The sequence below is a fragment of the Pseudomonas sp. Snoq117.2 genome, from assembly GCF_900110545.1.
Lineage (GTDB): Bacteria > Pseudomonadota > Gammaproteobacteria > Pseudomonadales > Pseudomonadaceae > Chryseomonas > Chryseomonas benzopyrenica.
On record NZ_FOED01000025.1, the window covers coordinates 1 to 20,324 of the forward strand.

Annotated in this window: 14 protein-coding genes and 1 pseudogene; 1 reads left to right on the top strand and 14 read right to left on the bottom strand. The window is 57.8% G+C overall.

Features of this window, described 5'->3' with window-relative positions:
• On the top strand, positions 1-330 hold a 330-nt coding region (locus BMZ43_RS24955), incomplete at its 5' end, for an IS3 family transposase (RefSeq protein WP_143075329.1).
• On the opposite strand, the gene BMZ43_RS24960 is transcribed toward BMZ43_RS24955, so the two are convergent.
• The 14 genes and pseudogenes from BMZ43_RS24960 to BMZ43_RS25015 all read right to left on the bottom strand — a co-directional run.
• Positions 269-2,596 (bottom strand): SNF2-related protein, encoded by a 2,328-nt coding sequence (locus tag BMZ43_RS24960; protein ID WP_256563452.1) that lies wholly within the window; start codon positions 2,594-2,596, stop codon positions 269-271. The genes BMZ43_RS24955 and BMZ43_RS24960 overlap by 62 nt on opposite strands.
• A gap of 137 nt (positions 2,597-2,733) precedes the next feature.
• Entirely contained in the window at positions 2,734-5,772 is a 3,039-nt protein-coding gene (locus tag BMZ43_RS24965; protein ID WP_093257588.1) for a DEAD/DEAH box helicase, read from the bottom strand.
• Positions 5,773-5,781: 9 nt separating this feature from the next.
• Positions 5,782-7,665, bottom strand: coding sequence for an EH signature domain-containing protein (locus tag BMZ43_RS24970; protein WP_231357429.1), 1,884 nt, complete (start codon positions 7,663-7,665; stop codon positions 5,782-5,784).
• A 68-nt stretch (positions 7,666-7,733) separates the two neighbouring features.
• Complete coding sequence (locus BMZ43_RS24975; RefSeq protein ID WP_093257593.1) at positions 7,734-8,498, bottom strand: OmpA/MotB family protein; 765 nt, start codon at positions 8,496-8,498, stop codon at positions 7,734-7,736.
• Positions 8,498-10,846, bottom strand: a complete 2,349-nt coding sequence (gene zorA / locus BMZ43_RS24980; RefSeq protein WP_093257595.1) for an anti-phage ZorAB system protein ZorA — start codon at positions 10,844-10,846, stop codon at positions 8,498-8,500. Before zorA ends, BMZ43_RS24975 begins: the two co-directional genes overlap by 1 nt.
• A gap of 49 nt (positions 10,847-10,895) precedes the next feature.
• Positions 10,896-11,978, bottom strand: a complete 1,083-nt coding sequence (locus BMZ43_RS24985) for a PDDEXK family nuclease (protein ID WP_093257597.1) — start codon at positions 11,976-11,978, stop codon at positions 10,896-10,898.
• Between the two features lie 17 nt (positions 11,979-11,995).
• Positions 11,996-13,687, bottom strand: a complete 1,692-nt coding sequence (locus tag BMZ43_RS24990) for a restriction endonuclease subunit S (protein WP_093257599.1) — start codon at positions 13,685-13,687, stop codon at positions 11,996-11,998.
• Positions 13,684-15,153: a type I restriction-modification system subunit M gene (locus BMZ43_RS24995; protein WP_093257601.1), complete on the bottom strand. Its 1,470-nt coding sequence runs from the start codon at positions 15,151-15,153 to the stop codon at positions 13,684-13,686. Before BMZ43_RS24995 ends, BMZ43_RS24990 begins: the two co-directional genes overlap by 4 nt.
• A gap of 2 nt (positions 15,154-15,155) precedes the next feature.
• Positions 15,156-15,455, bottom strand: coding sequence for an HNH endonuclease (locus tag BMZ43_RS27020; RefSeq protein ID WP_256563456.1), 300 nt, complete (start codon positions 15,453-15,455; stop codon positions 15,156-15,158).
• Positions 15,456-15,500: 45 nt separating this feature from the next.
• Positions 15,501-16,475 (bottom strand): HNH endonuclease, encoded by a 975-nt coding sequence (locus tag BMZ43_RS27025; protein WP_231357431.1) that lies wholly within the window; start codon positions 16,473-16,475, stop codon positions 15,501-15,503.
• 38 nt (positions 16,476-16,513) lie between these two features.
• Positions 16,514-18,880: an EcoAI/FtnUII family type I restriction enzme subunit R gene (gene hsdR, locus BMZ43_RS25005; protein ID WP_093257603.1), complete on the bottom strand. Its 2,367-nt coding sequence runs from the start codon at positions 18,878-18,880 to the stop codon at positions 16,514-16,516.
• Between the two features lie 229 nt (positions 18,881-19,109).
• The gene (locus tag BMZ43_RS26335) at positions 19,110-19,439 is read right to left on the bottom strand and encodes a hypothetical protein (RefSeq protein ID WP_143075332.1); all 330 of its coding nucleotides are present in this window, start codon (positions 19,437-19,439) and stop codon (positions 19,110-19,112) included.
• 248 nt (positions 19,440-19,687) lie between these two features.
• A pseudogene (locus BMZ43_RS27030) lies at positions 19,688-19,915 on the bottom strand (ATP-binding protein); the annotation flags it as partial.
• A gap of 1 nt (position 19,916) precedes the next feature.
• On the bottom strand, positions 19,917-20,324 hold a 408-nt coding region (locus BMZ43_RS25015; protein ID WP_143075333.1), incomplete at its 5' end, for a DDE-type integrase/transposase/recombinase.

The window sequence follows — 20,324 nt, forward strand, 5'->3', positions numbered from 1 at the left end:
AAGCCACAGCAGCAAGTGATGATTCACTCAGACCAAGGCAGTCAGTTCAGTAGCTCAGATTGGCAAAGCTTCCTGAAGGCCAATAATGTGATCAGCAGCATGAGCCGACGGGGAAACTGCCACGACAATGCCGTAGCGGAGAGCTTTTTCCAGCTTTTGAAGCGGGAGCGAATCCGACGAAAGATCTACGCAACGCGTGACGAAGCCCGAAGTGATATTTTCGATTACATCGAGATGTTCTATAACCCTAAGCGTCGACACAGCAGTGCTATGCAGCTGTCTCCAGTAGAGTATGAGAAACGCTATTTCCTGAGCTTGGAGAGTGTCTAGGAAAGCAGGGGCGATTCAGTTCTGCAAACCGCACCACGCTAGGCATATCCAAATGCACTAGAGTTGATGCTCGCTGGAGATTCACCCCTTCAGATAGGGCATCGCTGCAAAGAGCAATTAAGCGCCCTCCTCCTAATTCGGGATCCAGCCGCTTTTGTAGTCGCTCGTTATTCTTTTTGTCACCGCCAACGCCTAGCAACACCTCGATACCTGTCGGGCGGGCAGAGTTCTGCAGTAGGTACTTGATGTAACGCAAAGTCAGTGGGTAGTGATCAAACGCTATCACCTGATCGTGGCGCGCCACTAGGTCGAGCAGATGCTGTGCTTTTCGCTCCTCCCGACCACCACTGAGCTTTGTCAGACGCTTCAAGATGAGCTTATAGATGTGAATTTCAGCGTCGCATGCCTGGCGGTGAGCCGTCTCATCACTGAGCCATGCAGGCAGCGCTATTCCCAGCCGGTTCTCGGGAATCCGTCCCATCAATTGAGCGATGCGTTGCAGCATGTCACCAGTGGCGTCGTCTGCAGAGCTCTCGATCTTGCCCTGCAGGCCCATCTGCTCAAGTGCGGCTTTCTCCCCCAGTATGTGTCGGTAGAGAGCAAGTCGTGATGAACGCAAACTGGCCATCACATGGTGGGAGGCCAGGGAGCTAGCTGCGTTCAATCGCATCTGCAAATAGCTATCAGCAGTCATCCCGTGACGGGCCAAGCTCTCAGGCAAGACCAGCGGCTTTTCAAAATGGCCGATGCCTTTTAGGTTGCGAGCCAATACTCGAATCTGCTCCGCCAGCGTCTGATCCTGCTCCGACTCGCCCAACCCATACGTCAGAGATACATGCTTCGGATAGCGGCATACACGCCCACTCGGCAAGCGATATGACTCTTCATCCCTCTCGACCATTGCATTCAACTGAGCTTTGGTGCGCCTCAGGGTGAAACTGGCAATAGCCGCCTGCAGCGCAGCCAAGTCCTGAGGGTGAACGTCCGAGAGGGCTGTACTGCCGCGGCTTAAGCGCTCAAAAATTCCCAGGACGTCATCCTCGAAATTGTCGGCGCCTAAAATATCAATCAGCCTGAGCAAGTCCGCGCATGAGCGATTGATTGGCGTGGCTGTGAACAGCACCACCTGATCCGCCAGGTTGTGCAGCAAATGACGTGTGCGCTTGGAGGTTTGGCTAAGAAAATTATGTGCCTCATCGACCGCCAAGGTCTGAGCGGAGGCGAGCTGCGTTGCCAACGCAGACCCCTCCCGATCATCCAAACGGCTCAGTAACCCTTGGGATGCTATCGCGAGGTTAAAACCACACTTAGCCACCTCCCGCTCCCAATTGTTACTTACCAGCGGTGGGCAAACCATGAGCATGGAGCTCTTGTGCGTGCGTACAGATGACCAATTACGATCATGCACGGCACGTAACAAGTGAGCTCCCATGCGGGTTTTACCAGAGCCCGTAGCGTCTGCCACAAGCGCCCCGCCCACCGTATCGAGCAAGTAAAGCGCCTGGCCAATTCCATGCTGCTGCGAAGGCCAGAGGCTGACCTGTTGAAATCCAGCCAACGAGCGCAGGTAGTGAGCAGCCCAGTCGCTCTCTAAAAGCTCCGCACACGCTCGCGCCAGAGCCTCCTGCCAAGTCACAAATTTGAGAAGCTGATCCAGCAAAGCTAATAAATCACCATTGGCATCCTCACCCAGATTCCAGAAGTACTCCGCTAGCCTCCAGCCCTCATCGAAGCGAGCCTTCTCCTTACGAGTAAAGCGGACATTAGCCTCGTGCTGGAAGAACAAACCAGGCTCCGTGAAGTTGCTAGAGCCCAGGGTGACAGCCTCTTCGCTGCAATAAAGTTTTGCATGCAACCGGTAGGTGCCCGTGGGGTAACGGACTTGAACATGTCCACCTCGAATCAACTCGATGCAGTGGATGATCGAACCGCTGAGCGATAACGAAATGCCTCGCTTGAGCCAGTACTCCCTCACCTCTGCGGGGAAGTCGTAACGTTTGAGGCTAAGCCCTGCGCGCTTAGCTGACACTGGTTCAGAACCCAAGATCAAACGCAGAGGCTTTTCGCTGGCACCACGCTGATTAATGAGCTGAATCAGCTGATCTAGCCCGCTGTAGCCGGTAATGACCAGCGCATCGCCTGGTCTACACAGGTCTGGCATCAACACTGAATAGGCTTTACGGGCCGAAAGGTTGATTGGCATCCGTGCCTGTGACGGCAGGTCGGTACTGCTCAGCGCTATCTCATCAAACAGCGATCCTTGCATGCTCATCACCACACCTGTTGGATGTGCTCCTTCCTAGCGGCCTCTGCTTAAAAAACGAGCAGATTTCCCGCAACTCGAGATCTAAAAGCACAAGGCTAGCTGCAGTGAGAGAGCAGCCAGGAACTACTTTGTCCAAGTCAGAGCCCCATGGACTGAATCATCTCCCCTTCACTCACAGCCTCAGGCGTCACCACTGCATCCTTGAGCATCAATTTTCCACGCAGCAGACGATCCAGATGCACATCGAACGAGTCGAACTGCGGATGGGTAACCGCAGGAAGATGGATGAACACATCCTTCTGTTGGCCAATTCGATAAACCCGGTCTGAGGCCTGTGCTTCTTTAGCCGGATTCCAGTGCCGCTCCAAATGCACCACGTGGTTTGCCCCTACAACGGTCAAGCCAACGCCTGCTGCGACCGGAGACATGATGAGTAGGTTGAAGCCATCTTTTTGCTCAAATGCAGCGATGAGTCTTTTGCGGGTCATATCCTCTTCCCGCGTGGCCACCGCCTTGGTATCACCGTTGATGATGGCGACATCCAAGCCATAGATCTGATCAAGCCAGAGCTTCAAAAGACGCTGAAGACGCTTGGTCATCATAAATAGGATGACCTTCTCACCCTTGCTAAGGATCTCATCCAGCAGCTTTAGCATGACAGCCAGCTTGCCGGACTCCATCATTAGCTGCCGCGCATGCTGGGCATCGCGACTATAAAGGGAAGTCTCATCGTCTAGACGTGGGTGAAGTGAAATTGAGCGCAGCTGAGTCAATGCAGCCAGCGCAGTACCACGCATGTCTTCCGCGCTAGCCCGGCGTGAACGGTAGCCGTCCAACACTTCGTCGTAGGTTTGCAGCTGCACACCCTTCATCACAGCACCAAGCTCGGGAGCGTAGTGCTGGATACCACGCGAAACCTGCGCAACACCGCTCAGGATCGACTTCGACGGCAAGCCCTTGAGCTGGTCCTCTTTTACTCGCCGCAACATGAAGACTCCAACGGCCTTACGCAGCTTCTCACCTAGCTGAGCACGGACAGAATCTCGCTCTTCGTCACTAGCTGCCAGAATGGGCTTGATCCAGGTATCCCGATAGGTTTCCCAGCTTCCGAGCAATCCCGGTTGCGCGGAGTCCATCAGGCACCAGAAATCTCCCAAGCTGTTTTCTACAGGCGTACCGGTTGCCAGTAGCTTGAAGTCCGCCTTGAGCCCTTTAGCCGCACGAGTCTGCAGCGCATTGGGGTTCTTGATGTTTTGGGCTTCATCGAAAATGACCATGCCCCAGTCGATTCGGCATAACGAGAACTGGTAATCACGCAGGGTTTGGTAGGTCGTCAGGACCAAGCGGCGGTCCATATCCAGCCGGTGAACACCCGCCTCAGGCCCTACTGCCAGCGCGTAACGAATGCTCTGCTCATCCATCATGCCGCTGTCATCGATCATGGATGCCAACTGAACAGACTCGCGCTCTGCACCCTTGATACGAAACTCGTTCAGACTCCGCCCGGACTGCAACACCACCACGTCGCGGAAAGGAATGCTGGTGAACGTTTTGCCCACCTCATCTTCCCAGTTTTCCAGCAGACTCAAGGGGGCAACCACCAGCACCGGCTTCTGCGGTTTGTCTGCTGCCCGCTGGCTTGCCAGGTATTCACCCACAGCAACCAGCGACATATAGGTCTTGCCCAAGCCCATATCGTCAGCGAGCAGACTACCCTGCAGGCGATAAAGGTCGTCATGATCATCCTGAAGGGCGCTCCCCAACAGTTTGAGCATCCACTCGATGCCGTCACGCTGGTGAGGGAATGGCTGCCTGGCATAGGCAGCCCAATCAGGCTCCTTGGACAGACTGGCCCGATTGGCCCGCTGCAACAACTCGGAATTTATTTCATCTGCGTCCTTGAGGATTACGCCGACCTTCTCCTTTGGTCCCTCAGTGCTTGCACCGCTCCGCTCCTCCACCTCAGCGGCGGATCTTTTCTGCAGGGTCTGCCGCACCCTTTCAAGCTGCTGCTCAACCACTGGCGCATCGGAAATATCGATAGCCTCACCGGCGAACGAAAGCGTCGAGGCCCCCTGCTCTCTTGCCGCCTGCAAAACCTCTTCGAAACGCTGCAACTCCTCGGGAGACTGAATAAGCTTTGCTAAAGCCTCTGGAGGAGAGGGTCTCTTGTCCAGCGCGAACCAGTCATTCTTAGTCGCATCAAGCGCGCCAAAGTCCATGTGCTGCAGTTTGCCAACCCCAGCAACACGCGCAGAAAAGCCCACTTCAAGGTTGACCAGTGCGGCATCCAGAAAGGCCGTGGGCATAGCAATGAACTCAGCTACCTGATCAGCCGGAATACGCTTATTCGCCAACACGTTGCGGATGCCATCCATCCTGGCCTGATCCAGCAGCACCACGCGATTGTCGATACGTAAAACGCCGCCATCGGCAGACATATCCAGCTGAGCCCAGCGCTTTTCCAGCTGATCTGGAGTTGCCCCATCGCCCAGGCTGGGGCAAAGCTGCAGGCTGCCATCCGGCAAGCGGGTCGCAAAAACACCCACGTTGTCAGGCACCACAACATCGAGCCGTTCAAAGTGGCTCAGATCAATACGCATACCGCTGCGCGCTGCCGTCTGTAACTCAGCCATCAGACGCAAGTTGGCCGCCTCGCCGCGTTGTTCGCCAGCCAAAGACTCATGCCTTTCCCAAGCCATCAACCCCATCAGCTCTGCAGGAGTCAGCCAATAGGACTCCGTACTCGTCAGACAGAGGTACGGGCCTTTACGACTGAAAGCTGCAGCACCATCCGGCATTTCGACGTTAATGCCGACACGAAAGCCGCTGTTGCCTGTGCGGCCACTGATCGAAGTCACAAAGCGCCCTGGAAAGCGCCTGGGCAAGCGCAAGATATCCGCCTGCTCCAGGTCCATGCCTGCTACGTCTTCTGCACCGATGTGAAAACCATTGGCGGTAGGTTCAGCGATCCCCTGCTCCGCCAGCATATTCAGAACGATTAGCTGGATCTTCTCCAGAGCATTGCCCTGGCCTGTCTGCAGCGCCTTGAACGACGGCAATGGCAGATAGAAATTCACACCATTAGAATCGGCAGACGAACGGAAGCCATCCAACGGACTTAGCGGCTCATCTCGCTCACCGATTAATGAGCGCAGGACATCCATCAGGCGCATTTACGAGTCTCACGTTTGTTGTTGGGAAGACTGGAGCGCTTCGCGGATCTCATCCGCCACGGTCCAACCATGCAACTGATCCTGGATACACATGCCCTTCAAGGGGCCATACAGAAGCTGATTGATCTCACGCGCCTCTACCCCCAGGACATTTGCCGCATAGCGAACCTTATCGCCCGGGTTATCGACGAAATACCACAGCACCCTCAAGGCGAATGTACTCAGCCCTGGAATCCGAGTTGTATCAGTCGCATGCGAAACGCTTTTCGAATGCGCTGTTGGTTTGACAGCACCGAATGGAGTAACTGGAGACTCAGCCTTTGGCGTAACTACACGCGCTTCTCCCGCGCCCTCGGCGCCGAGGTGAGCCGCACGCGGTTCAGGAGTTTTAGAGCCCTGCACTTCATGTGCATTCGACAAAGCCGCTTTGGGCATGGTGGAAACAGGGGGAGCCGGACGCTTGCGCTTAACTTCAGGAATCCCAAACTTACGCAGCGACAGTTGGTAATCACCTCGGCTCAGCAACTGTTCGATATCCAGCTCAATACCGTTGTTGGCTAGGAAGGTGAATACTTTGTTCTGCCAAGCAAGCGGCGGGTGGTGGGTGAATGCATCCTGGGGTAGCCCTGGATAAAGCCTTCGGTAGGTGTCTGGAATTGTCGTAGTCAAATCATAGTGGCTGAAGCTATTACGCTCATAGGAGCGCAACGTCTCGCCAGGCGCCGCCAGATAAACCCAGATCTTGAAGCTATGCGAGCCCTCGACCAGATGAAAATCGCCGCAGTCGAGATAGATCACCGCCTTGTCGTTCATCTGCCCGTCCATGCGGGCAAAGCTGGTTTTGACATCTGCGCCCAGTATTCGCTTGACCGACTGCTGTGCCTTGCCGCCTAGCAACAAGCGGGTGTTACGAATTAGTTTTAGCTTGAAAAGCCCTTCGAGGAACAACCTGCGCGCCGGGAACATGCGCTGCAAATCACTGTTCTGCGTCTCGATGCCAAACTGCTCAACCGCCTGCAGGAACAGCCGCAGATCTTCCTTGGACAGCCAGCCGCGCACTTTCTGAATGCGCGCCTCGCCAAGTGGATGCCACCACTCCCGGTAGTTGCTGGCATTACTGGAAATACGCGGGTCGCCTGCGAGGTTGAGAATGAAGTTCTGCCAAACCTCCCCCGGTTCCTGCCCGGCCCGGTCGATCAGGATCTCCAGCGCTACATGGCCAATTCGTCTTGAGCCCTCGAATGGAGCCTTGGCCACGGAGGGCTTGAGCAACTCATCCAGCACTGGATCCGATGCGCCCAATGGCAGATTGCGTAGAGTTTCGAGATAGAAATGTGCACGGCAGATATCGCCGAAGCGACCATCATCAAATCCCTGCAGCCCAAGCTCGTTGAAAGTCTCGCCAAGCTCATGCCCTTTCTGCCGCACCCGCTCGGCGAGCCGGCTCGGGCCATCGAGTCCCAATAGCCAATGACCTTCTCGCTTGAGCGTCACCAACGGGTCCGCTAATGAACTCTGAATCTTCGGCGGCGGCATTTTCTCCAGCTGCTGCAGCAAGCTCTGCTCCAACAACTCACGTAACCCCTCACGCTCATCCAGCTGGTCAAAACGACGGAAATACAGCTGCGCCAGCTGCTGTAAGGTCATGCGCGTCAGCCTGGGCTGTTGCGCCTCCAACAAGGCGCCTAGCAGCCTTGGGTTAAGCAGGCGACTGGCAATCACTTCATCGTTAAGCCAAAGCCAGCTGAGCGCGCGCGCCGTAAGTCGCCGCCGCAGAAGTTCTGGCAGCCCATCAAAACGCCCGGTACTGGCCATATTGCGCAGCATCGCCAACACGCGCTCAAAGGCATCGTTGTTGCCTGTGCTCTTTTCCAGTCTGGCGGCCTTGGCCACCAAGCCGGTCCAACGCTCAAATTGGTGCGAGCTCCAGCCCGTACTGGGCCACTCCACCGGAGGCAGCCTCATGGCCGCACCTCATCCAGACGCCCCTTGATCTGCTCATACTCAGCACTGTCTGGGCGGCGGATTGTGAAGCGGATGTCGATACGCCGATTGCGTTTGAAGTCCTCTTCCGTCAGCTGCTTGGCCACAGCAGGCCGCGTTTCACCATAGCCACTGACCGAGAACAAGGGCTTGCCGTCCTTGTTGTTCAGTCGCGACAGCTGCTCCGAGCTGGGCAATGCACCGCCCCAGAACTGCCAGAGCGAAATGGCGCGGAAGGTTGAAAGCCCCCAGTTCCCCTTACCCATAAAGCCTTGCAGTGGCCGGTTGTCGGTGTGCCCCTCGATGAAGATCGTGTCGAGGAACTCCACCCGATCCTCTCGCGAGATCACCTCATTGATGACCTTACCGATCTCCAAGGCCTGAGCCTGATACGCCGCATGGATCTCATAAGCGCCAGTATCAAAGCCCAACAGCTCGTTGGGGATACTCAGCACGGTATGGTTCTCGCTCACCTCAACTTTGATGCCGCGCTTGCGCAAAGCCTCCACAGCCTCATCGAGAATGGTTCGGCGCACCTGTTCGGCCTTCTTCAGTTCGACAATCTCCTCCTCGAACTGAACCTGGCGCTCCTTGAGCTCCTGCTGAATCTCCATCAACTGCAGGATCAAAATCACCGACGCCAGGATAAAGATCACCAGCAGCGCCGACATGATGTCCGAGAAGGACATCCAGTACGGGTTCTCCTCGTCGACAGCCGCCTCATGTGATTTACGAAAGCGCATCAGGGTCGCGCCTCCAGCTCATCCAGAATACCGCCCATGGCCTGTGCCGTGCGGTGCATCTGGTCAGCGTAGGACAACGACACCTCATTCCACTTGTTCATGCGGTCGTCGATTTGCGTACGCACTTCGCCGGCGTAGCTGCGCAGCCATTCTTCAGCCTGTTTCTCGATGGCCTCGACCTGGGAGCGCAGCGTTTCGCCCAATGCGGTGAACTCGTGTTTCACCCCAGAAAGGAACTCCAGCTGAGTCTGCTTCATCTCGCCAAAGCCATTGCGCGCCTCGCTGGCCGCCTGTTCGAAACGCTGAGCCCCCTCCAGCAAGGTGCCTTGCAATTGAGCCAAGGTAGTGGCCTGCTGCTGCAACTGGCCGGCCAACTCGGCATTCTGTCCACCGGCCTGCTCGATACGTTGAGTCACCTGTTCCAGGCGCTGGCCCAGCAGCTCCGCCGCCGATCGCACATTGGCCGATAGCAGCCCCAACTGATTGGCACTGCTATCCATATGCTTGCTGCTTTGCGCTGCGGCAGCAGAGGCCTGCTGCAACTGCCCCAGCAACTGCTGATGCTGCTCAGCCATCAGGCGGCTCTGCTGCTGAGTGGCCTGAACGGCACTGGCCAGCCCGGCCAGCAATTCCTGCTGCTGCACCGCCACCTGCTCAAGTTGTTCCTGGAAGCGTTGCTGGCGGGCCTGCTCGCGGGCCTCAGCCTGCTCACCCTGCGCACTGATCTGTTGGCTGAATCCGCCCAACAGCTGATTCACCGTGTCCTGCAGCTCGCGCTGCTGCTGCTGTGCGGCCTCAGTCATCGCCGTGATCTGCTGCTGGCTGGTCTGCCCCAAACTGCCCAGCAGCTGCTGTTGGCGCTCCAGCAACTCGCCCTGCTGCTGATCATGACGCTGCGCGCGCGCCTGCTCTCGCTGCTCGGCGGCGCTCATCTGGCTGTCGAGCTGGGTATTCAGGTTCATCATCAAGCGCGAGAACACTTTTTCCAGGTTGTTGTGCCGCTCGTTACCCGCCTCGGCCATTGCTTGAAGCTGGCTCTGGGTCGACTCGGCAAAACGCCCAAGCAGCTGGTTCTGGCTTTCGCGCGACTCCGCCAACTGCCGCTCGAACAGTGCCTGCCGCTCTGCATCACGCTGGGACGCCGCACCTAGCTGGCTGTCCAGCTGGGAAGTGAGATTGCCCACCAGCTCGCCAAAACGCCCCTCCAGCTTGGCCTGCCGCTCCTCGGCACCAATGCTGATACGTTGCAGCTGCTCTTCAAAACGACGGTTTTGCTCGCTGGAATTTTGCAGCTGCTGGGATTGCTGCTCGCTAAGCGTTCCGAACAGGTGATTGAGTCGCTCACTCATGCCACCTACCGCAGCATTCACATCGGCGGCTGCCTGCTGCATAAGCTGACCTTGTTCGCGGCCAACTGAACTCATACCGTCCATGAAGCTACCGACAAGCTTCTCCATCACCTGGCTGGACTGCTGGCTGGTCGAGTTAACCAAGGTCTGGATAGCCGGCCCCATGATGTTATTAAGCGAGTCGGTCAGAGCCTGTTGCAGCCCCTCATTCATGCCCTGCAGGGTTTCCTGCAGGCGGTCGCCGATACGCTCATGCAGCTCCTGCAGCGCCTCCTTGCTCTCCTTGCCGTACTCGGCGATATGTACCAGCGACTGCTCGGCCAGAATACGCGGATAGAGGAAGTCGATCTCATGCTGCAAGGCCTGAATGTCTCGCAGCGCATTACGCTCGAACAGCTTCTCAATAATGTTCAGCAGCAAGCTGAAGGCCACACCCCAGACCGAGGTCATAAAGGCTACCGCAGCACCCGAGATCAGCTTGTTGATGCCGCCCTTGAGCGCCTCGATCTCATCGGAGGTGCCCACCAGCCCTTCCAGGCCGACGGTCAGACCGACGAAGGTACCGAGCACACCAATGGCCACCAGAAAACTGGGGGCCGCCGCCAGCAAACGGCTGGCCGTCAGGCCGCTGGCCAACGAACGGGCGTTGAAGAAATGCTCGGCGTCCAGAGTGTTGAAAAGCTGTTTCTGATCGGACGACAGCACCAGGCTCTCATCGAACTCGCGCCACAGCATGCCCACGTTGGAGGCCTCCAGCCCCTGGGCTTTCTGCAAGGTCTCGCGCCGGCTAAGCGCCAAGGTTTCCTTGCTCTGCCCTTCCAGCAGCGAATGCAATGCGCGCATACGGGCACGGAAGTGACGAAAGTGCTGCAGCAAAAAAAACAACGACAGCCCGAAGATAAAAGCCGTGACCAGCCAGAACCAAGCACTGATGCCATTGGGGTTGGCACTGAACATATGGGCGAAATCGGGGATCAGGTGTTGCAGCAGATCCATCATGGCAAAGCTTCCAATACAGCAGGGTTAATGGAAATTGATCGTTTTCGAATCAGCCTTGCAGGCCGAAACGCTCTTTCAGCCGCTCTACCGTCCACCGCCATTTCGGCGTGGTCGGGCGGCAGATGGTGTTCTGGTTGCCGAACAGGCCGACTTCCTTCACCGCCTCGTTCAGCGGCAGGCTGTGCAGCCATTGCACCGGCACGAAGTATTCGCAGCGCTCAGGGTCGTCGACGAACTCGCGGTGGTAGTCCGCTTGCAGCACATCCAGCGCCGGGCGTTCCTCGCCGTTGTGCAGCAGACAGAAGTCCCTGGCCGGCGTGGCGTGGCCGGTGACCTTGGCCACACCGACGTAACCGGCGCCCGGCACGTTGACCCACACACGATCGCCGGGGGCGAGCATCTTCAGGCTGTTGCTGTACCAACTGCCGCCACCGCCGCAAATGAAACCGAAGTGTCGTGCCTCAGCCCAGTCGCGCGTGCTGCTGTGGCCGAAGGAACCATAGAACTCACCATTCCACGGCTCGGCCGGCATGCCGGGCTTGCTGGCGCTGCTGGCCTGCGGCGCCTCGGTTGGGTCGAGCAGCCAGGCGCGGCTGATCAGTTGCTGCTCGCCCAACTGGAACACCTGGAAGCACAGCACGTTGATGGCGATATCGCGCTCGCTCAGGTAGCCGACGATGCGCTCGCTGCTGGCATCCAGCTCGGCGGCGACGATGACGATCTGGTGGCTCTGGTTCAGCGCCTCTGCCTCCAACGACGCGCCAAAGCGTGCCTGGAAGTCCGCCGCCAGGTCGGCACCCGGCTTGAAGCGCTGGTAGATGGCCTCGATATCGTTGGTCTGTAAGCGCTCGACCCACACCGCATAGTCCAGCGCCTGCGCCACCACCTCACGCGGGGTGCGCTCGCGCTTGAGTTCGATCAGCACAAGCGAGGCATCCGGCGCCAACGCCAGCAGGTCGATACGCCCGCCCTGGCCGGTACTTTCCTGCCGACCGATCAACAGCCAGTCATCGGACAGCAGCGCCGGGGCGCTGACGATCATGTTTTCGAGAAACTGCTCGCTGGCCAGCACGGCGTTTTTAAGCGGCGCGGGCTGCGCGCCGACAGTCCAGATTTGCGTACGAATGGGCATCCCTGCACTCCTGTTGCTTAGGCCACGGCCTGCTCGACCAGGGCATTGGCCAGTTGCTCATGCACCTGACGGGCCTGGCCAAGGCGGGCTTTGAGTTGGTCGCAGAGGGTCATTAGTTGATCGACTTTGGCGACGATGCGGTGTTGTTCCGGGAGCGGGGGAAGCCCTATTGGTGCGTCCAACACATCCTCACGGGAGATGCCTGGAATTGCTATACCGATGGACTTACTTTGAAAATGCTCAGCCATTGAGAGCAGCAAATATCGTGTGAACTGCGTGTCGAGCAGAACTGGGCGAATGGCCATAAGCTGGCGGCTAATTGCGAGCTCTACCTGGTCTACAAAGTTGGTTTTACCGACTCCAGAGCCTTTAACTGTCAACAGTATGTCTCCCTGGATTGAGGTGGCTCGCCGCTCATGAGTGAATCGCGTCGGCTGTGGATGAACTTCTCCAAATTCCGCTGGGCCTGTGAGATACGGAATGGCTCCGTCCTGCGGGGAGTCAAAGTACTCATCAGGACCTAGATGCTGCCCAGAAATCAGCTCAATTAGTTGACCGAATCGAACAAGCTCCCAGCCACTTGAAACCTTGCTCGATCCCTCATCTGCTCCAATCTGTGCCAGCAGCTTCTGCTTCTTGATCTTCCCCTCCACCACCAGCCGTGCCTTTTCCTCGGCAATACGCTTGAGCAGCGTACTCGCCGGTTCATCGCCGGAGTCTTGTGGCACCAGCTTTCCCATCACCGCCAGTTGCAGCAGGGTTTGCTTGAGGGCGTCGATGCTGGATTCGGTGGTGAACAGGGTGTCGAAGTGCTCGGCCAGACGCTGCCAGCTTTGCGCAAAGTCCTCGGCATCGCGGGCCTGGGTCAGGCCGCCCAGCAGCGCCTGCACCAGTTGGGCGTGGGCGCTGTCGGCATCGGCCTGTTGGGCTTCCAGCCTGTCGCACAGGGCCATCAGTTCATCGACTTTGGCGACGATGCGGTGTTGTTCTGCGAGGGGTGGGATTGCAAATGGCAAAGGTCTTAACTTGGCCAGTGAGACGTTTGCAATGTTCGTGGTCTGGCTCGCGCTATCAATCAGGGCGCTTCTAGCATTTGGGGTCCGCAGCAAAGCCATAACAAATCGCGGTTCGATTAGCATCGGTCGCAAAACACCAAGGAATCCACCAAATGTTGTTTTTTGCTTCAGCTCAGCGCCAATCAAAGCAACTTTCCCAACAAGCTCTCGGCTGTTCGCCATCGACATAACTATGTCATGAGGTTCCACGTACTGGTCATGACGAGAGACGAAGCTTTCTCGAATATAGAGAAGGTCATCCCATTCAATTTCGTCTTGCACATTTGCGGTACGCAGGCACGCAACACGGCCAGGTTCAGGCTCTTTTGATTTCTCGCTCGCAGGGAAAGTAATACCGCGCACGATCTCCACCACCTGCCCCAACGAAGCTACTGCCCAACTGGAAGGTATTTCATAAGAAACCTCGGCTAATTCTTCACGTGTAGCCTTCGCTTTCTTGATCTTCCCTTCCGCAACCAACCGCGCCTTTTCCTCGGCAATCCGCTTAAGCAACTCACTGGCCGGCTCATCATTCGGATCTTGCGGCACCAACTTGCCGCGCACCGCCAGCTCCAGAATCAGCTCACGCAGTTTCTTGATGCCATTCGGCGCGCCCGCCAGCAGCGGCATATTTTCGGTGAGCAACGCCGTCATACCTGGCGCTCCAGGGCTTCGGCCAGCACAGCCTTGAGCTGGTCGCGCAGGTCCCTGATATCGCCTTGCAGGGCAGCGTAGTTACGCAGTAGTTCCTCCGGGTCGTGGCTGACCTGCTCACCGATATGCGGGTTCTTGCAATCGAGGTTCCAGTTGCGGCCTTGCAGATAGTCGAAGCTGACCTTCCAGGCGAACTCGTTTTCGACCCGCGCGGCAAAGCCGTCGGCCTCGCTGCCCCACCAGGCTTCCTCGACGGCGAACTCCTCGATGCGCATGGGCTTGGTCTTGGAGTAGCTCTTGTAACCGGCCGGGTACTGGTGCTCGTAGAACCATACATCTTTGGTCGGCGTGCCCTTGGTGAAGAACAGCAGGTTGGTCTTGATGCCGGTGTAGGGGTTGAACACGCCATTGGGCAGGCGAACGATGGTGTGCAGGTTGCACTCGGTCAGCAGCTTTTCCTTGATGCGGCTCTTGATGCCTTCACCGAAGAGGAAGCCGTCCGGTAGTACCACGGCGGCGCGGCCGCCGTCCTTGAGCAGGTGCATGACCAGCACTAGGAACAGGTCGGCGGTCTCGCGAGTGCGGAAGGCGGCGGGGAAGTTGGTTTCGATGCCGTCTTCTTCCATGCCGCCAAACGGTGGGTTGGCGACGATGCAGTCGACCCGCTCGCCCGGCCCCCAGCTGATCAGCGGTTTGCTCAGGGTGTTGTCGTGGCGGATCTGGCTGGGCACCTCGATGCCGTGCAGGATCATGTTGGTGGTGGCCAGCAGGTGCGGCAGCGGCTTTTTCTCCACGCCGAAGATGCTCGCCTGCAGGGCGCGCTCGTCCTCGGTGGTTTTCACATAGCGGCTGCGCTTGTGCTCGATGGTGCAGGTGAGGAAGCCGCCGGTGCCGCAGGCCGGGTCCATGACCTTCTCGTGCAGCTTGGGGTCGACCATGCGCACCATGAACTCGGTGACCGGGCGCGGGGTGTAGAACTCGCCGGCGTTGCCTGCATTCTGCAGGTCACGCAGCAACTGCTCGTACATGTCGCCGAAGGCATGACGCTCCTGCGCCTTGTTGAAGTCCACACCCTCCTGGATCTTGTTGATCACCTGGCGGATTAGCTGGCCGGACTTCATGTAGTTGTAGGCATCCTCGAATACGCCACGCACCACGTAGGCGGCTGGAGTGATGCTGTATTCGTGGAGGTTCTGCAACTGCGGGAACAGGTTGTTGTCGATGAAGTTCTTCAACTCATCGCCAGTGATGCCTTCCGGGTTGGCCGCCCAGGTGCGCCAGCGGCAGCTTTCCGGAATCGGCGAGCGATAGGCGTCATCCAGCAACTCCCACTCCTGCTCGCGGTCATCGAAGATCTTGAGGAACAGGATCCACACGAGCTGGCCGATGCGCTGGGCGTCGCCGTCGACGCCGACGTCCTTGCGCATGATGTCCTGGATGGATTTGATGGTACTGCTGATGGACATGCTTACTTCCTAAACAGGTGTTCACGGTGCCAGGCCAGATAGGCGCGGTGACGCGGCTCGATCTGGCGCAGGCGAAGATGCGGGGTGATGTTGAGCGCACGGGCGCTGTCGGGGTCGAGATCCTCACCTATCAGAATCTGCCCCTGGTCGTCGAAACTGATCAGGCCCTGGTCGAAGGCAAGATCGAGGTTGGGTGTGAGCAGCAGGCCGTTGAATGGATCGAGCCGCTCGGTCGGGCTGGCAGCGCGCCAGGGTTTGATATGCGAGGCGCGCAGCAGCTCCGGTACGCTGCAATCGGTCACCGCACAGCCACCCCAGTAGGCCAACAGATCATCGCGATAACCACTCTAACCAATGCGGGCCTTGATCAGGGCGTCACGCTCGGTGTCGGTTACTGCCTGGTCTTGCAAGCCAAAGTCATTCGGCAAGAGCACGTTGGTATGGCTGGGCTCCAGAGTCGCAGTATCTGACGCCTTACCCAGAAGATGCGCCAACAACTGCTCCAGGGCAGCGACATGCCGAAGGCCTAGATCCAAGCCGTAGGCGATATCAGTCGCCCCACCATTACGGCGCTTGGGAAAGCCGCGCAGGTTGCTGTTGTGGTAGTAACGCCCATCGCTGCGCTCAACACCGCTGATGGCTAGCAGCTCAGGTAGCTGGCTTTCGTAATCCGGATGCAATACCAACGGTGTCTTTGGCCGAGCTTGAGCGCTGGTGCTTTGTTTGACGAATAACGGCTGAGGCAGCAACGGATGTTCCATACGCAGCACTTTCAGGCCTGATTGCACAGGTCGAGTGAACCCCTGGCGCTCCAGCGTCATCATGAGTTGCTGAATTGTCAGCGAGTCACCGCCCACCTCTGTGCTCGAACCCTCGTCCCGATTCATGGGCTCGCTCTCGGTCCAACCCAGTTGCTGCAGCGCCTCGACGAGCTCGGGGTACATATGAGCTCGGCTATGAGACGTGCCTGGATCGTCATCAAAACTGGCAAGGACGTACACCAGAAAGCTCGGACGCGGGACGCTCAGGGCATCAGCCAACTTTCCAGCCAAAAGGCCGTATTGCAAATTTGCAGCGCTGTAACCCGGGAACCCCACCAAAGCAGCGAGTTCGGACATGGTGATTGCGTGGCCCGGAGCCTGGGCATGCCCGATTAGCATGCGCCGCTGCTTCTCAGTAATTGCGGGCGCAAGGCTTTGCAATGCCTGCCGATATTCGTCAGTGCTTACCGGCCTGATAGCTCGGGCAGGCGTAACCGTCGGCGCGCTGTCCATGGCTGAGGCCAAGAAAGTACGCCACTGCCCCTTGTCCTTAAGCTCCATACTCGGTCCTTAAAGCACGCGGATAAGCCGGCCGCCTATCAGGATGCATAGAGCTCACTCTCCAACTCCTGAATCGCCTGCTGATAACCAGGCTTACCGCCAAACGCCCTGACCAACTCAATCGGTGCACCGATCTGGCTGAAAGGATCGAGCTGGAGAATCTTGATGTCCTCGATGTGCTCGATGCCGGTGTCGGCATACTTGTCCAACAAGGCCTCCAGCACCTGGCGGGCGGCGCCGGAGTATTTGGCGAAGTAGTTGCGTTTTTTCACCTGCTCGGCCCGCTCCCTGCGAGTCAGCGGCGGCTGGTCGAAGGCGATATGGCAGATCAGGTCGAAGGGGTCGAGCGGCTGGCCGCGCTTGGCCTGTACTTCCTCGTCCAGGGCTTCCCACATCACACCTTGGGCTGCGAGCTCGTCAATGATGGCCTTCTTCTGCTCGGCATCCGTCCAGCGGCGCAGGAAGTCATCCAGAGACGCGAACTGCTTTTTCACGCAGCTGCGGGTGTAGTCGCGCAGCGATTCGGTGATCAGCTTGCCGTCCGGGCCGTAGTACTGCACGCGCTCTGCAATGACGTGGATCGGCACGTTGTCGATCACGTACTTGATGCGCTTTTTGCCCTCTTCGCCGCCATCGGTTTCGTCGCCCTCGGGCAGCCAATTGCCACCGTCGACGATGCCTTCCTCGTCCGCCAGAGGACTATCTGGCGGCACGGGCGAGTCATCGCCTTCAGGGCTGTAGATCACCACGGGTTCGCCATCGAATGCCGGATCGGCGAACAGCTCGGTGGCTTTTTTGAAGTCCATGATGGTGAACCAGAACTTGCCATAGTCCTCGTTGATGCGCGTGCCGCGGCCGATGATCTGCTTGAACTCGGTCATCGACTTTATGTGCTGGTCGAGCACCACGAGCTTGCAGGTCTGGGCATCGACGCCAGTGGTCATCAGCTTGCTGGTGGTGGCGATGACCGGATAGCGCGCCTCCGGGTTGATGAAGTTGTCCAGCTCGGCCTTGCCTTCCTGGTCATCGCCGGTGATGCGCATGACGTACTTACGATTCTCCGCGATGCGCTCGGGGTTGAGGTTGACCAGGGCCTGGCGCATGCGCTCGGCGTGGTTGATGTCATCGCAGAAAATGATGGTCTTCTGGAACGGATCGGTGGCCTTGAGGAACTCGGTGACCTTCTGCGCCACCATCTGGGTACGCGCTTCGATGACCAAATGGCGATCCATATCCTTGAGGTCGTAGATGCGGTCTTCGATCAGCTCGCCGTTCTTGTCGAGCATGCCCTTGGGCGGACGCCAGCCCTGCAGGTCCTTGTCGAAGTCGATGCGCACAACTTTATAGGGGGCGAGGAAGCCGTCCTCGATGCCTTGCTTCAAGGTATAGCTGTACACCGGCTCACCGAAATAGGTGATGCTGGAAACGTCTTTGGTTTCCTTGGGCGTGGCGGTCAGGCCGACGTGAGTGGCGCTGGAAAAGTACTCGAGAATCTCGCGCCAGGCGGAATCTTCCGCAGCGCTGCCACGGTGGCATTCGTCGATCACCACCAGATCAAAGAAATCCGGGGAGAACTGCTTGTAGACGTTCTTTTCTTCTTCGGAGCCAGTCACTGCCTGGTACAGCGACAGGTAGATCTCGTAAGACTTCTCGATCTGGCGCTTGGCGATCTTGGTCATCGCCTGGCCGAAGGGCTTGAAGTCGTTGTTCTTGGTCTGGTCGACCAGAATATTGCGGTCAGCGAGGAAGAGGATGCGTTTCTTCTGCTTCGACTTCCACAACCGCCAGATGATCTGAAATGCGGTGTAAGTCTTACCGGTGCCGGTGGCCATCACCAGCAGCACGCGATCCTGACCACGCGCTACGGCCTCAACCGTGCGGTTGATGGCATTCATCTGGTAGTAGCGCGGCATGCGCCCGGAGCCGTCGTCGTAGTATGGCGCTTCGATCTTTTGCCGAGCGGCGCCATCCAGGCCTTTCCATTGGCAATACCGCTGCCAGAGCTCGTCCGGGCTGGGAAACTGGTCGAGCCCTAGCTCGGTTTCAACCTGCGCGCCGGTGCCGCTGCGATCATGGAACAGAAAGCCATCGCCATTGCTGGAGAACACGAACGGCACGTCGAGCGCTTCGGCATAGCCGAGGGCCTGTTGCATGCCGGAGCCGAGCGAGTGCTTGTTGTCCTTCGCCTCGATGACGGCAATGGGCAGGTTCTGCTGGTGATAGAGGATGTAGTCAGCTCGACGTGACTCGCCACGGCTGTGCATTTTGCCGCGCACGATAATGCGTCCCTTGGTGAAGCTGACTTCCTCACGTACCTGCTTATGCAAATCCCAGCCAGCGTTACCAATGGCAGGGGAAATGAATTTGCTGCAGATATCACGCTCGGAAAGCGATTTCTTGTCCATATCCCTGTCCTACTCAACACACCTAAATGGCTACCTCTGAAGGCAGCCAGCAACTGCGCGGCGGTTTTACGCGCTGGCACAATGCACTGATGACATCCAATGCGTTGAAGCGGTCGACACCTGCCTGGTTGCGAATCTCGTCACAATATCCACCGACACTGCATGGGTAAAGGTTGAGAACTCTTTAATCGTGGCTTTTTTGCACGATTGTTCAGCTTTCAACCAAAAGTCAGGCAGCCCGTGTCTCTCCGTGCCGCCAATCGCAACGACGCTGGTGGTGAGGGCCTGGTTTGCTGGTACAAAAAGCTGCTTCACGGTGCCCCACCGTGATGACCTGCTGATCATCAATTACCGCATAACAATTACGCACTTTCTCGGCCAGCTGACGATCTCGGCCACAAACAGCATTGAGTAAGCGCTGAAAATGGCTACGGTCGAAGAAATAGACCTTCGCACCGCGGTTCCAGGTATGGCAGCCGAACGTAATCAGCCACTCGATCTGTTGCTTGCGAATGCCGCGCTGACTGCAACGCTGCACAGCATGCGTGGCGAGATCCATTGCCCTGCTCCTCTGCCTGATGCCTGTCTGCACGACCCTCATGCAGTCAACCCTGACCTCAGGGTCCTTCCCTACCCGATCCCAGCGGGCACAGTGAGAGGATATGTCGCCCATCTAGACACACCAATAATGGGCGTTCATACAGGTCAAGTTTTCGAGCAGGTCATCCTCAAACACCGTCAGTTAGGACGTTAGCCAACGTGTTGCAAGGCAGACTCCTGTCAAGAAAGCAGACCCATTACGCAGTGCTACACAGCAGCCTTGAGGGCTTCGATGTCTCGGGCCACAACGCCAAGATCACGCCAGTTCTCTGGATGGCAGGTGAACAGCAGCACCTGATGACGCTGGGCAGAATCGAAGAGCACCCGCTTCATCTGCGCAAGGCGCTGCTGATCGCTATGTACCAGAGCATCGTCGAGGATGATCAGGGTCGGCCGCCCCGCCTCCTGCAGCAGGTCGGCATAGGCCAGGCGGGTTCTACCCCATTTCCACGGACGGTTTGAAAAGGGCTGAAAACTCCAGAGCTTGCCGGGCGACTCTACGACGCATTCGTGGGTTATGAAACCGCTCGATGTAGTCGAATAAATCCGCCCGTGCTTCATCACGAGTTCGATACGACTGATGGGCAACGCGCTCCCGTTTGAGCTGACCGAAGAAGCCTTCACAGGCAGCGTTGTCGCCGCAATGCCCGACTGCACTCATGCTGCAGACCAGCGTGTTGCGATTCAGAAAGCGCTGGTAGTCAGCACTGGTGAATTGGCTGCCGCGATCCGAATGCAGGATCACTGACCAGTCACCCTGGCGCTGCCAGATCGCCATCTCCGCCGCTCGAATCACCATCTGCCGATCCTGACGGTGATGCATCGACCAACCGATCACCAGCTT

Coding starts and splice junctions, on each gene's coding strand:
- BMZ43_RS24960 (WP_256563452.1), bottom strand. CDS start 2,596: ATGCAAGGATCGCTGTTTGATGAGATAGCGCTGAGCAGTACCGACCTG.
- BMZ43_RS24965 (WP_093257588.1), bottom strand. CDS start 5,772: ATGCGCCTGATGGATGTCCTGCGCTCATTAATCGGTGAGCGAGATGAG.
- BMZ43_RS24975 (WP_093257593.1), bottom strand. CDS start 8,498: ATGCGCTTTCGTAAATCACATGAGGCGGCTGTCGACGAGGAGAACCCG.
- zorA (WP_093257595.1), bottom strand. CDS start 10,846: ATGATGGATCTGCTGCAACACCTGATCCCCGATTTCGCCCATATGTTC.
- BMZ43_RS24985 (WP_093257597.1), bottom strand. CDS start 11,978: ATGCCCATTCGTACGCAAATCTGGACTGTCGGCGCGCAGCCCGCGCCG.
- BMZ43_RS24990 (WP_093257599.1), bottom strand. CDS start 13,687: ATGACGGCGTTGCTCACCGAAAATATGCCGCTGCTGGCGGGCGCGCCG.
- BMZ43_RS24995 (WP_093257601.1), bottom strand. CDS start 15,153: ATGTCCATCAGCAGTACCATCAAATCCATCCAGGACATCATGCGCAAG.
- BMZ43_RS27025 (WP_231357431.1), bottom strand. CDS start 16,475: ATGGAGCTTAAGGACAAGGGGCAGTGGCGTACTTTCTTGGCCTCAGCC.
- hsdR (WP_093257603.1), bottom strand. CDS start 18,880: ATGGACAAGAAATCGCTTTCCGAGCGTGATATCTGCAGCAAATTCATT.
- BMZ43_RS26335 (WP_143075332.1), bottom strand. CDS start 19,439: ATGGATCTCGCCACGCATGCTGTGCAGCGTTGCAGTCAGCGCGGCATT.